Raw genomic sequence first — 12,462 nt, 5'->3', positions numbered from 1 at the left:
TAATTTAACCTTCAGGCCGCTGAACAGTGTTTATCTTCCGATTGTTGCTGTCCGACCTGTAACGGTGTAATACCCAGACGATTGAATAGACGCTGATCATGGTCAGTATCCGGATTGTCTGTCGTCAGCAGTTTTTCACCATAGAAAATCGAATTGGCACCAGCCAGGAAGCTCATTGCCTGTAATTCATCGGTCATGTTTTCACGGCCGGCTGAAAGTCTGACAAAAGACTGTGGCATCATAATTCGCGCTACCGCGATGGTACGAACAAATTCAAATGGATCCAGGTTGTTGATGCCATCAAGTGGTGTGCCTTCGACTTGAACCAATAGATTAATTGGTACGCTCTCAGGATGGCTTGGCAAATTGGCCAGACTGATTAACAGACCGGCCCGATCCTTACGGCTTTCACCCATGCCGACAATGCCGCCACTGCAGACATGAATACCCGCTTCGCGAACGTGACTTAAGGTATCCAGACGATCCTGATAAGTACGGGTAGAGATGATTTCACCATAGAATTCCGGAGAGGTATCAAGATTATGATTGTAATAATCCAGACCGGCATCTTTCAGACGTTTGGCCTGATGATTTTCCAGCATGCCCAGCGTGACACAGGTTTCCAGCCCCATATCTTTAACGCCTTCAATCATCGCGACGACACGATCTACATCACGATCTTTCAGGTTACGCCAGGCGGCACCCATACAAAAACGGCTGGCCCCAGTGGATTTAGCCTGAGCAGCGGATTCAAGTACTTTATCCAGAGGCATTAACGGTTCAGCTTTTACTGCCGATGGATGATGTGCGCTTTGGGGACAGTAACCACAATCCTCAGCACAGCCACCCGTTTTGATGCTTAACAATGTACTGATTTGCACAGCATTGGCATCAAAATTCTGCCGGTGAATGGTTTGAGCTTTGTACATCAGATCCGCAAATGGCAAATCAAACAAGGCTTCAATTTCCGCCTGCTGCCAGTCATGGCGAAGCGGTGCGGTCTTTTCTGCTATATTTTCAGTCATGGGCTTCTTCATCAGATTTAATGGATTAATAACATGATGGCCAGAAACTTTAGTGCCGTATTGACGCATCGTTTGGCGGAATTATACAGCAAACTGTTACCGATTCCCTGCTTCCTCTGTGGCGAGTTTAGTCAGCAGGATGCACTTTGCAAAGCTTGTATCAACGACCTGCCATGGTTGGGCCATTGTTGTCAGCGATGTGCACTGCCACTGAATGAGGCAGGAATTTGCGGACAATGCCTGCAGCAACCCCCACCTCAGCAATTGAGTCTGGCATTATTTCGTTATGAAACGCCTGTCAATCATTGCATTGCTGCATTCAAATATCATCAGCAACTGGTCTTTACCAAACTATATGCCAGGCTGCTGGCTGATAAAACCAGACAACGGAATAATGCTTTACCCGAAGTGCTGATTCCCATTCCTTTACATCCAAGCCGCATGCGCAGTCGTGGATATAATCAGTCCGCTCAGTTAGCGGACGCTCTGGGACATCAGCTTGATATTGCGGTGGATAAAACCAGTTTTATTCGACAGCGCAATACTTCTCCCCAAACAGGCTTGAGTGGCAAACAACGCAAACGTAATTTGAAACAAGCTTTTGCTATAAGAATGGCAACATCATATAACCATGTGGCATTGATAGATGATGTCTATACCACGGGACATACCGCAGCAGAAGCAACTCGCTGTTTGCAGCAAAATGGTGTCGATACAGTAGAAGTATGGACAATTGCCCGCGCAATGCGCCATTATTAGGGCCACCACACATAATTTCAGTGCTCAAGGCTGTTGCATGCCTCAAAAAGACGTGACGACGCTTCAAGATCGTTTGGATGATCTGATTCGTATTGCCAAAAGTAATGAGCGAAAACAGCTCAACTTTCAGCAATATGAATTAAGCTTGCTCAACAGCAGCGGTTTAGAACCGTTACTGAAACTGATCCTGGAAGAACATAAACATCGTTTTCAACTGACGGCAGTCACTTTGATGCTGCATGATCCGGAATATGAATTCCAACGCCTGCTGGATTCGTTATCGGAAACCGAACATTGGCAGAAAAATTTATTGTTTACTGAGTCTGTACAACGTCTGGAACAGTTTTTCAGTTTACGACGGATACCCCGGCTCACCAGATTTTCTTCTCATCAACACCAACAACTGTTTCCCTCCCATAATGAATTAGGCTCCGTCGCTTTACTCCCTCTGATTCGTCAAAATCAATTGATAGGCAGTCTCAATCTGGGCAGCCGAAACCCTAATCGCTTTCAATCCAACATCGGGACACAGTTTTTGCAACATCTGGCGGCGGTAGTATCAGCCTGTATCGAAAATGCCCGGCTACATGAGGAAGTGAAACTGGTTGGCTTACGAGATCCGCTTACCGGGGTAAATAACCGCCGCTTTTTCGATCAACGCATCATTGAAGAATTCAGCCGCGCTAATCGCAATGCTACCCCCTTGTCCTGTTTGTTTGTCGATCTGGACTACTTTAAACGCATCAACGACAGTCATGGCCATCAGACAGGCGATCAGGTACTCAAACATGTTGCACAGCTGCTCAATGACAGTTTGCGACAAGGGGATGTATTAGCACGCTATGGTGGGGAAGAATTTGTGGTTTTACTGGCTGATGCGACGCGCTCTGTGGCGGCGGATATTGCAGAACGTATGCGAAAAACTGTTGCTGAAACCCATTTCACCTCGCCAACAGGCAAGACATTACAGGTTACCCTGTCGGTGGGTGTATCTACTCTGGAGCCAGGCAGTAAAATGACCGTCAAGCGTCTGTTACAATCAGCCGATCAGGCAGTGTATGGCGCCAAACTATCCGGACGCAATCAGGTAAAAGTCAGCGCTGAGGCCTGAAAATACTGAAGCCCGTAACCTTTAACCGACGATAAAGAGGCCACAGTGAATCAACTGAAAGCTTTTTCAGCTGCATTTTTACACGCGTTGAAAAACCTGCTGCCAATCGTTGTCGTTGTGGTTATTTTTCAAGCTTTTGTATTGCAACGCGTCCCGGAAAACAGTCTGAGCATCAGTCTCGGTCTGTTTGTCGTTGCCATCGGAGTCGCCCTATTTCTGCGGGGCCTTGAATTAAGTATCTTTCCGGTCGGTAAAAGTCTCTCTAATCAGTTTACTCGACGGGGTTCGTTATCGATTTTGCTCGCATTTGGTTTTGCATTAGGCTTTTCGGCGGTGATTGCCGAACCGGCGTTAATTGCCGTGGCCGAACAAGCTCAGAAGATCAGTGAAGGCCGAATCGATGCATTGATCCTACGCTTTCTGGTGGCCGTTTCTGTTGGCTTTGTGGTTGCCCTCGGTGTATTTCGAATCCTGTTTGGTTACCCGCTACACTGGTTCATGATTATTGGTTACCTGATTGTCGTGGTGATCACATTTTTCACACCGGCTGAAATCGTCGGACTGGCTTATGATTCAGGCGGTGTTACCACCAATATTGTGACTGTTCCATTGATAGCAGCCTTAGGTATTGGTTTAGCCTCATCCATTCGTGGCCGTAACCCACTTATTGATGGCTTTGGTATTGTAGCCATGGCAGTGATGGTACCGATGATAACAGTTCAGCTGTATGGGATTGTCGTCTTCAGTGGGTCTGAAACTGCTCCCGCAGCAGATCTCAGTATCGACACTGCGCAGAAAGAAGCAATCTCTGGCCCGATGGCCATGCTGATGGATTTGTTGGGGATGATGGGAGATGTGCTTCCTATCATTATCACTATCCTGTTTTTCCAGTATCTGGTGTTAAAACGACCGTTAACGAACCCACGCAAAGTGATTTTAGGTTTTGCCATGGTGTTATTCGGGTTGTATGCATTTGTTGTAGGCTTAAAAATGGGGTTATTCCCCATCGGTAGCAGCATGGCTGAACAACTGATAAAAAATCAGCATATTGTCTATGTCTATCTGTTCGCTTTTGCGATTGGTTTTGCGACCACCATGGCGGAACCCGCCTTGATTGCTATCGGCCAACAGGCAGAAGAAGCCGCTTCGGGAAGGATAAATGGTAACGTCATCAGGCTTCTGGTGGCAGTGGGTGTGGCAGTAGGCATCACTATCGGCGTCCACCGTATTATATCCGGCGACTCAATTCACCATTATATTATCGGCGGATATTTAATCGTTATCGTACTCACCTTAATCGCCCCCAAATATATTGTGCCGCTGGCATATGACTTAGGTGGTGTGACAACCTCAGAAGTCACAGTGCCTTTGGTGACGGCACTGGGTATCGGCCTTGCAACCCATATTGAAGGTCGAAACATTCTGATGGATGGCTTTGGCTTAATAGCCTTTGCCTCAATCTTTCCAATCATTACCGTCATGCTCTATGCTATTACGATGCATTTCATGACGTCATTGCAAAGGGTAAACCCATGAAGTTTTCTGTTCTTGTTGCAATTGTTCCCGAAGAAAATGAACAGGCTGCGATTGATACCGCCAAAGATCTCGGTGCCGGTGGCATAACCGTCATGTCAGCCCGGGGAATCAGTAATAACGTCAAAAAAACCTTTTTTGGTCTGAGTTACGATGGCAGTCAAAGTGTGTTGCTGATGGTATTGGAAAAAGGCCTGTCATTACAGGTGCTCAAAGCCATTCAAAAAATTCTGATGCCGGATAATCAGGACTCCAAAGGTCTGGTATTTACTCTGCCACTGGAGCATCTGGCAGGTATCGATACCTCTCAGGTTGAACAATTCCAGCAACATTTACGAGATTCTTTCTAACCCTCAAGGATGCCACCAATGCGATTAGTTAAAGATGTCATGATTACTGATGTGGTCACCATTTCACCCTTTGCCAAAATGCGTGAAGCATTAAGCCTGATGAAGCGCCATAAAATAAAATCGCTGGTCGTGGATAAGCAGAATCAACACGATGCTTTTGGGTTAATTACCTACTCGGATATTCTGAAAACGGTTATTGCTGAGGAAGGCGATATTGATTTGCTGAATGTGTATGACATCTGCGCCAAACCGGTTATAGCCGTTGGGGAAGAATTAGCGATTCAACACGTTGCCACGTTGATGACAACGCATCGGGTGAAACGACTCCTGGTAGTTCATAACAATGATTTGGTTGGTATGGTGGCGATGAACGACATCATGGAAAAATTGTTAAGCGAAATAGAATAAAAACTTAATCCAATAACCTGATGGCGCTGGGATGCTGCACAAACAGACTGTATTGATCTCCTCGTTTGGACATCCAGCCACGGACTTCCAGTGACTTATTCAAATACGACTCCAATGGTGGGAACAGATCCTGCTGTTGCTTCGCTATCCTCAGACTCGCTTTGTCATTAACTTTTAATATCCAATAATCCCTGGTCTGTGAGCGTGATTTAGCAGTTAGAAGCCATCGTTGCCAGCCACGGTAAGCTGTTTCAGTGAGACTGGAGACTTTGCGGGGCTGATAATGTTTATCTCCCCAGATACCCTGCTGTTGTTTTATTGCCTGTCGTTGGGCGGCAATCAATTGATCTGCATACTGCAGATTAGGGGGCTTTAGAGTCAGTGCAGCCAATCCCTTTTGTAACAATTTTTCATTGATAAAGTCACCGTCCGGTGTCCATGCATACGCGAGCAACCGATCATAACGATCGCGTTTTTCGGTATCGTACTGCAGATAGACCTGGTTTTCTGATAACTGTTTTTTTAACCAATCCCTCGCTTCAATGCGCCTGGTTCGGCTTCGCGATAACGAGAACTTATTTCCGGGGTATTTATACTGAGTAATCTGACCCGCTGATTATTTTCCAAAACCAAAGTATCGCCGTCATAGACCCGTTTAACATTAAATAAATAGCGATTTGAGTTGGGGGTTAACTCAACGGTTTCCGCTGCTGGATCAGCAGGTTGATCAGAAAATATCTGTCGTCCATGGTCATCTGTCCACTGATAAATTTCTGTGGCGCTTACGGTACCAATTAGCCAAAACAGTAAAAAAACAGAAGATAAATATCTTGCCATGTCAGCTCAGGCTGTAATGCAAAACGATGCTGATAAAAATAACTGCTCCCACCCAATTATTGTTCAGAAAGGCTTTTAAACAGGCATGGCGTTCACGATCTTTACTAAGCCATAACTGGTAAACAAATAACACCGCAGCGATTGCTAACCCAATATAAAACAGCATTCCAAACTGCAACTGCAATCCAATGAACAACAGGATCAACAGATACCCGATTTGTAACATACCTTGTATTAATAAATCTTTCTGTCCAAACAGAATGGCAGTGGATTTCACACCTGCTTGCAGATCATCCTCACGGTCAGCCATGGCATAGAAGGTGTCATACATTGTTGTCCAGATAATATTGGCCACAAACAACCACCAGACAATAGCCGGCAATGCGTTGGTCTGGGCCGCAAATGCCATCGGAATGGCCCAGCCAAATGCCATGCCTAATACCAGCTGCGGCAGGTAGGTAAAACGTTTCATAAACGGATAGACCGCGGCCAGTAATACCGCCACCAGCGATAGCGCTATCGTGAAAGGATTAAGCAACAACACCAGCATAAACGCGAATAAGGCTAATACCACAAACGTCAGTACTGCCTGTTTTGCCGATAATGCACCGGTTGCCAGCGGACGATTCTCAGTACGCCACACCTGACCATCAATATGCCTGTCGGCAAAATCATTAATTGCACAGCCAGCCGCACGCATCAGCACAACACCAGCGATGAAAATCAGCAGGATCTTAATATCCGGCAAGCCGCCAGCTGCAATCCATAATGCTGTCAAGGTGGGCCAGAGCAACAATAAAATGCCAATAGGCCGATTCATTCTGGTTAATTGCCAGTAAGGGCGTAGTTGTGTGGCTAAATTTGTCATCAAGACCAGTCCTGATTCGGTAAAAATATCTCACAGACCAGTAAACTATTCTCAGCAAAATAAAAACATGACCGTCTTGCCCACATTATTGAACTATCGTTGAGTTCATTACTGCTGTGTTTTGCCAATTCAAACAGGCTTTGTCCTGAATGCAGACTGGCCACTTCCAGTGGGCCGCGTTTAATCGCCGGGTCAGTAAACAAGATTTCACCCAGAGAGCGATTACCCAGGTGATGAATATGCAGGTGTGCCTGCAATGCCTGATAACTGGCGCGCGGCACAATGGTGCGGGCAAATACGCGTGGCTGATCACCATCGCGTAATATCACCTCTCGGCAATAGGCATGTTCATATAACGGCTGTTCAAGCTTCAAAGCTTCTTCTGTCAGAGGTTTTTGCCAACCGGTTTGCTGCAGATCCACTTTGAATTGCTGCTGACTGGTCTGTTGCAGACGCAGCGTTAACGATCCTTTGTCCGTTAACCATCCAGCCAGTTCGCCTGGTAGTTTTGCAGTTGGCGCGGGATGCCAGTGTGTTTGGCTTTTTAACATTGATTCTGGTGACTCATACTTGTCCGAAGTTCAGTTTGGTACCAAACCAGCGTTGAATTAAAGGTGTGACGTTTTCCGGATAGTGCTTTATTAAAGTCTCAGCCGCTTTGCTGACCGCTGGCAACAAATCCTGATCAGCCAGTAAATCGGCCACCCGAAACTGGGGCAAACCGGTCTGCCTTGTTCCCAACACTTCGCCAGGACCACGAATTTCCAAATCGCGCTGGGCAATAACAAATCCGTCATTGCTTTCGCGTAAACAGGCCAGCCGTGCCAAACCATTTTCCGACAGCGGAGGATGGTACATCAACACACAATGACTCTGCACCGTGCCACGCCCTACCCGGCCACGTAATTGATGTAATTGTGCCAGCCCCAGACGTTCAGCATTTTCAATCACCATTAAACTGGCATTAGGCACATCAACCCCAACTTCAATCACTGTTGTCGCCACCAGCAAATCAATTTCACCCTGTTTGAACGCCTGCATCACCTGTTCTTTTTCAGCTGACTTCATTCGGCCATGCACCAGTGCAATCCGTAAGTCAGGCAACGCCTGTTGCAATTGTTCAGCAGTATCTTCCGCTGCCTGACATTGTAAATGCTCAGACTCTTCAATCAAGGTGCATACCCAGTAAACCTGACGTTTTTGCTGACAGGCCACATGAATGCGCTCAATTACTTCCTGGCGACGGTTATCGGCCACCACCACGGTGGTTACCGGTTGCCTGCCAGGCGGCAGTTCATCAATTATTGATACATTCAAATCAGCATATGCTGTCATTGCTAATGTTCGGGGAATAGGGGTAGCGGTCATCACCAATTGATGTGGCAGGATATCCACCGCTTTACCTTTATCGCGCAGCGCCATACGCTGATGCACGCCAAACCGGTGCTGCTCATCAATTATCACCAGACCCAACCGATTAAACGTCACTTCATCCTGAAATAACGCATGGGTGCCAACGGCAATATTGATTTCTCCTGCAGCCAGCGCAGCAATAACCTGTCGACGCTGTGCTGTTGTTTGCTTGCCAGCACACCAGCCAACCTCGATGCCTAACGGCTCAAGCCAATTACGAAAGGTCTGATAATGTTGCTCTGCGAGTAATTCGGTGGGCGCCATCATCACTGCCTGATAGCCACTTGATACTGCCATTAATGCTGATAAAGCAGCTACCACTGTTTTACCTGATCCGACATCCCCCTGCACCAGCCGCTGCATCGGAATATTCTGTTGCAGGTCGTTACGGATCTCTGTGATAACCCGTTGCTGAGCACCGGTTAATGGGAATGGTAGCCGTTGTAAAAACGTTTCACTGAAACTATCGGCTTCAAACTTAGGCGCTGTATGTTGCTGAGTGCGATAGCGGATTTGACGCATACTGAGCTGCTGAGCCAGTAATTCTTCAAATGCCAGGCGTTTCTGTGCCGGATGTTCACGAGCGATTAACTGACCGACATCACTATCGGGCGGAGGTAAGTGAACGTATTTCAAGGCTTGCGTCAGATCAAAATGAGCCACTCTGGGATCTAACAATGCTTCTGGTAAATAGGATGGCATTGCTTGCTGTTCCAGCAATTTGATTGCCTGATTCAACAGTTTCCGCCAAGATAATTGATGCAGCCCTTCTGTTGTCGGATACACCGGCGTTAAAACTTCATCCACAGCAAATGGCGCCTCACCCTGAATTATCTGATATTCAGGATGCACCATTTCTAGCGCTGATGGACCACTGCGCACTTCGCCAAAGCAACGAATGCGTTGTCCACGAGCGAGTTGCTGTTGCTGGGTTTTGGAAAAATGAAAGAAGCGTAATACCAGTGCACCGGTGCCATCACTGACATGGCATAGCAATGAACGACGCCGACCGAACTTAACCTGACTGAGCTGAATAACCCCTTCAATCAGTTTTTCCTGTTGTGGTCGCAAACTGCCAATTGGCATTAAACGCGTGCGGTCCTGGTAACGCAGAGGCAGATGAAACAGGAGATCCTGAATATAGCGGATCCCCAGTTTCTCCAGCTTTTCAGCCAGTTTTTCACCGACACCTTTCAGTGAGGTGACCGGATCAGTTATGGCCAGTTCAGTCACCTGCTACGGCCACTAATATAGTCGGGTTTAAGCGCCTAGATGCAAAATAGCATCCATTTCTACCGGCACATCTTTGGGTAAAGAGGCTACGCCAATTGCTGCACGAGCTGGATAGGGCTGCTGGAAGTAATCGGCCATGATTTCATTGACGGTGCCGAAATGGGCTAAATCGGTGAGATAAATATTCAGTTTAACCACATCCTGCAAACTGCCACCTGATGCCGCAGCAACCGCTGACAAGTTATCAAATACCCGGCGAACCTGAGTAGCGAAATCGCCTTCAATCACTGTCATGGTTTCCGGTACCAGTGGGATTTGACCAGAAAGATAAACAACATCTCCAACTTTTACGGCTTGTGAATAGGTACCAATAGCTTCAGGAGCATTGCTGGTATGGATAATTTCTCGGGACATAAAAACTCCGGCTAAGTCGCCCAGTAGACGACAGATTAAACAAATCAGTTATTAATACGGTTAATCCGTTCGACCATTTCCAGTTGGCGTAAACGGCGGATAATGCGAGCAAGATGCTGACGATCAGTGACTTCAATTGTCAGTCGCAGATTGGTATAGCCACCATCGCGCTCATCAACGATAACATTATCAATATTCGATTCAGCTTCAGAAATCACCGAAGCAATTGTCGCCAGTGCACCACGTTGATTACGCAGATGCATCATCAAATCTACAGGGAAATCACGATTGATCTCTTTCGCCCAGGCTACATCCAGCCACTTTTCATTTTGCTCGCGTAAATGGGTGGTATTTTTACAGCTGCGCTGATGAATAATGATACCGCGTCCGGCACTGACAAATCCGTGTATTGGATCTCCCGGAATCGGATGACAGCAGCGGGCAAAATTCACCACCATGCCCTCAGTTCCGGCAATCAGCAGTGCCTGTGGCTCTTTATCAGGGGTTTCTTCCTGTAGCAATTTTTGTGCGACCAGTAAGGCAGATATGTTGCCCAGACCCAGATCGCTCAATAATTCATCAAAGTTTTCCAGCTCATACTCTTTCAAAAGTGCCGTAATTCGCTTGGTTGGAATATTTTCCAATGCTGTTGAAAAGGCTGTCAGATGTTTGTTCAGCAGTCGCAATCCAAGCTGAATTGCCTCTTCGCCTTGCAGATGCTTGAGGTAATTACGAATATTGGTCCGCGCTTTTGGCGTCACGACAAAATTAAGCCAGGCCGGATTGGGATGCGAGGTCGGCGAGGTAATGATTTCAACTGACTGGCCGGTTTCCAGTGGTGAACTTAATGGCACCAGATGGCGGCCAACTCTGGCTGCTACGCAACTGTTACCGACATCAGAATGAACTGCATAGGCAAAATCCACTGCTGAGGATCCTCTCGGTAAGGTGAGGATCTCTCCTTTAGGCGTTGAAACATAAATCTCATCCGGGAATAAATCGATACGTAGATTTTCCAGAAACTCCATCGAGTCACCAGAGCTTTTCTGCATTTCCAGAATGCCATGCAACCATTGCCTGGCTTTACGGTGCGCCAGCGTATTGCCAGCAACTTCACCGGTTTTATAGAGCCAATGAGCGGCCACACCCGCTTCAGCCAATTGATCCATATCGCGAGAACGGATCTGGACTTCTATCGGAACACCATAGGGACCAAATAAAACGGTATGCAATGATTGATAACCATTCGCTTTGGGAATCGCTATATAGTCTTTGAATTTACCCTGCACTGGTTTGTATAAGTTATGCACTACACCCAGCATTCGATAACAGGCATCCACATCGTCGACAATAATCCTGAAGGCATACACATCCATGACTTCAGAAAATGATAGCTGTTTGCTAACCATTTTTTTGTAAATGCTATAGAGATTTTTCTCACGGCCCTGAATATCGGCGCTAAGGCCTTCCTGCTCCATTCTATTGAGGATGGAAGCGGTGATTTGACTGACGATTTCCTTGCGATTGCCCCGCGCTTTACGCACGGCGTCACCCAACACACGATAACGAATAGGGTAAAGAACGTGAAAGCCAAGATCTTCCAGTTCACAGCGCATCAGATTCATTCCCAGACGCTGGGCAATAGGAGCATAGATTTCGAGGGTTTCATGGGCAATGCGGCGGCGTTTTTCCGGTCGCAGGTGACCCAGAGTACGCATATTGTGCAAACGATCAGCAAGCTTGACGATAATAACCCGTATATCACGGGACATCGCCAGCAACATTTTTCGTAGATTTTCAGCCTGGGCGTGTTGTCTGGTTTCAAATGCCGCCTGCGCCAGCTTGGTGACACCTTCTACCAGCTCGGCAACGGGTTCACCAAATTCGGCGATTACGTCACGTTTGGACATTTCCGTGTCTTCGATAACGTCATGCAGCAAACCGGCCATGATGCATTCATAATCCATATGCATCATCGCCAGTACATGCGCTACCGCTAGCGGATGCGTGATATAGCGCTCACCACTGCGTCGGGTCTGCCCTTCATGGCATTGCTCGGCAAAGTGATAAGCTCGCCGAATCGACTCGACCTGATTGTTTTCTAAATAATTTGAAGTGGCAAAACACAGATCATCTATCGTGAGTTTGGGCTCGGACTCCTGGATGAAGTCAAGTTCAGACGCAACAGATGGTTTTGCACTCACGGTAAATTAGATTTCGCTTTGCAGCTCTTCATCGCTGACCATGCTTTCTTCGGCATGTTGACGAGCTGAGGTTTTAGTAAGAATAGTGCGATCAACCAGACCTGCGGCAATTTCACGCAGTGCCAGAACAGTAGGTTTGTCGTTATCGACCGGCACCATTGCATCATCACCCATGGCAATCTGACGAGCGCGTTTTGCCGCAACCAGCACTAATTGAAAACGGTTATCTACATTTTCGAGGCAATCTTCAACGGTAGTACGTGCCATGTTAATTTGTCCTGTGGTTAAAAGATGTAATTTTACGAGA

The 12,462-nt window shown here is 47.0% G+C and carries 14 protein-coding genes; 5 read left to right on the top strand and 9 right to left on the bottom strand.

The features are described 5' to 3' along the window. Nucleotides 1-11: 11 nt before the first annotated feature. Nucleotides 12-1,025, bottom strand: coding sequence for a biotin synthase BioB (gene bioB, locus B3S93_RS02855; protein ID WP_292353589.1), 1,014 nt, complete (start codon nucleotides 1,023-1,025; stop codon nucleotides 12-14). Nucleotides 1,026-1,058: 33 nt separating this feature from the next. Between bioB and B3S93_RS02850 the strand changes: the two genes are divergently transcribed. The 5 genes from B3S93_RS02850 to B3S93_RS02830 are packed head-to-tail and all read left to right on the top strand — an operon-like array spanning nucleotide 1,059 to nucleotide 5,186. Then, nucleotides 1,059-1,784: a ComF family protein gene (locus B3S93_RS02850; protein ID WP_292400213.1), complete on the top strand. Its 726-nt coding sequence runs from the start codon at nucleotides 1,059-1,061 to the stop codon at nucleotides 1,782-1,784. Nucleotides 1,785-1,821: 37 nt separating this feature from the next. Further along, nucleotides 1,822-2,895: a DUF484 family protein gene (locus B3S93_RS02845; RefSeq protein ID WP_292400216.1), complete on the top strand. Its 1,074-nt coding sequence runs from the start codon at nucleotides 1,822-1,824 to the stop codon at nucleotides 2,893-2,895. A 45-nt stretch (nucleotides 2,896-2,940) separates the two neighbouring features. Continuing rightward, complete coding sequence (locus B3S93_RS02840; RefSeq protein WP_292400219.1) at nucleotides 2,941-4,431, top strand: DUF1538 domain-containing protein; 1,491 nt, start codon at nucleotides 2,941-2,943, stop codon at nucleotides 4,429-4,431. Next, nucleotides 4,428-4,778 (top strand): P-II family nitrogen regulator, encoded by a 351-nt coding sequence (locus tag B3S93_RS02835; protein ID WP_292353585.1) that lies wholly within the window; start codon nucleotides 4,428-4,430, stop codon nucleotides 4,776-4,778. The genes B3S93_RS02840 and B3S93_RS02835 overlap by 4 nt, the downstream gene beginning before the upstream one ends. Before the next feature lie 18 nt (nucleotides 4,779-4,796). After that, entirely contained in the window at nucleotides 4,797-5,186 is a 390-nt protein-coding gene (locus B3S93_RS02830; RefSeq protein WP_292353584.1) for a CBS domain-containing protein, read from the top strand. A gap of 4 nt (nucleotides 5,187-5,190) precedes the next feature. Here B3S93_RS02830 and B3S93_RS02825 read toward each other — a convergent pair whose 3' ends face one another. From B3S93_RS02825 to rpoZ, 8 genes are read right to left on the bottom strand one after another with little or no spacing between them, the layout of a single operon-like run. Next, nucleotides 5,191-5,679 (bottom strand): thermonuclease family protein, encoded by a 489-nt coding sequence (locus tag B3S93_RS02825; protein ID WP_292400597.1) that lies wholly within the window; start codon nucleotides 5,677-5,679, stop codon nucleotides 5,191-5,193. Nucleotides 5,680-5,708: 29 nt separating this feature from the next. Further along, complete coding sequence (locus tag B3S93_RS02820) at nucleotides 5,709-6,023, bottom strand: DUF4124 domain-containing protein (protein ID WP_292400222.1); 315 nt, start codon at nucleotides 6,021-6,023, stop codon at nucleotides 5,709-5,711. Nucleotide 6,024: 1 nt separating this feature from the next. Further along, the gene (gene ubiA / locus B3S93_RS02815) at nucleotides 6,025-6,891 is read right to left on the bottom strand and encodes a 4-hydroxybenzoate octaprenyltransferase (protein WP_292400225.1); all 867 of its coding nucleotides are present in this window, start codon (nucleotides 6,889-6,891) and stop codon (nucleotides 6,025-6,027) included. Then, nucleotides 6,891-7,442: a chorismate--pyruvate lyase family protein gene (locus B3S93_RS02810; RefSeq protein WP_292400227.1), complete on the bottom strand. Its 552-nt coding sequence runs from the start codon at nucleotides 7,440-7,442 to the stop codon at nucleotides 6,891-6,893. Before B3S93_RS02810 ends, ubiA begins: the two co-directional genes overlap by 1 nt. 13 nt (nucleotides 7,443-7,455) lie before the next feature. After that, nucleotides 7,456-9,537 carry an ATP-dependent DNA helicase RecG gene (recG, locus tag B3S93_RS02805; protein ID WP_292400230.1) on the bottom strand — a complete coding sequence of 694 codons (2,082 nt, stop codon included), beginning with the start codon at nucleotides 9,535-9,537 and terminating at the stop codon, nucleotides 7,456-7,458. A gap of 27 nt (nucleotides 9,538-9,564) precedes the next feature. Continuing rightward, on the bottom strand, nucleotides 9,565-9,951 hold the full coding sequence (locus B3S93_RS02800; protein ID WP_292353579.1) for a RidA family protein: 387 nt from the start codon (nucleotides 9,949-9,951) through the stop codon (nucleotides 9,565-9,567). Between the two features lie 44 nt (nucleotides 9,952-9,995). Beyond that, nucleotides 9,996-12,116, bottom strand: coding sequence for a RelA/SpoT family protein (locus B3S93_RS02795; protein WP_339640310.1), 2,121 nt, complete (start codon nucleotides 12,114-12,116; stop codon nucleotides 9,996-9,998). 45 nt (nucleotides 12,117-12,161) lie between these two features. Beyond that, nucleotides 12,162-12,422: a DNA-directed RNA polymerase subunit omega gene (rpoZ, locus tag B3S93_RS02790; RefSeq protein WP_292353577.1), complete on the bottom strand. Its 261-nt coding sequence runs from the start codon at nucleotides 12,420-12,422 to the stop codon at nucleotides 12,162-12,164. Nucleotides 12,423-12,462: the final 40 nt, after the last annotated feature.

The sequence above is a fragment of the Methylophaga sp. UBA3613 genome, assembly GCF_002375415.1.
Classification (GTDB): domain Bacteria; phylum Pseudomonadota; class Gammaproteobacteria; order Nitrosococcales; family Methylophagaceae; genus Methylophaga.
This window is presented reverse-complemented; position numbering and strand designations above follow the sequence as displayed.

What these genes read in the sequence shown, in the direction of transcription:
- B3S93_RS02830 (WP_292353584.1), top strand. Translation starts at nt 4,797, where the DNA reads ATGCGATTAGTTAAAGATGTCATGATTACTGATGTGGTCACCATTTCA.
- B3S93_RS02850 (WP_292400213.1), top strand. Translation starts at nt 1,059, where the DNA reads ATGATGGCCAGAAACTTTAGTGCCGTATTGACGCATCGTTTGGCGGAA.
- bioB (WP_292353589.1), bottom strand. Translation starts at nt 1,025, where the DNA reads ATGACTGAAAATATAGCAGAAAAGACCGCACCGCTTCGCCATGACTGG.
- ubiA (WP_292400225.1), bottom strand. Translation starts at nt 6,891, where the DNA reads ATGACAAATTTAGCCACACAACTACGCCCTTACTGGCAATTAACCAGA.
- B3S93_RS02810 (WP_292400227.1), bottom strand. Translation starts at nt 7,442, where the DNA reads ATGTTAAAAAGCCAAACACACTGGCATCCCGCGCCAACTGCAAAACTA.
- B3S93_RS02800 (WP_292353579.1), bottom strand. Translation starts at nt 9,951, where the DNA reads ATGTCCCGAGAAATTATCCATACCAGCAATGCTCCTGAAGCTATTGGT.
- B3S93_RS02835 (WP_292353585.1), top strand. Translation starts at nt 4,428, where the DNA reads ATGAAGTTTTCTGTTCTTGTTGCAATTGTTCCCGAAGAAAATGAACAG.
- B3S93_RS02845 (WP_292400216.1), top strand. Translation starts at nt 1,822, where the DNA reads ATGCCTCAAAAAGACGTGACGACGCTTCAAGATCGTTTGGATGATCTG.
- B3S93_RS02820 (WP_292400222.1), bottom strand. Translation starts at nt 6,023, where the DNA reads ATGGCAAGATATTTATCTTCTGTTTTTTTACTGTTTTGGCTAATTGGT.
- rpoZ (WP_292353577.1), bottom strand. Translation starts at nt 12,422, where the DNA reads ATGGCACGTACTACCGTTGAAGATTGCCTCGAAAATGTAGATAACCGT.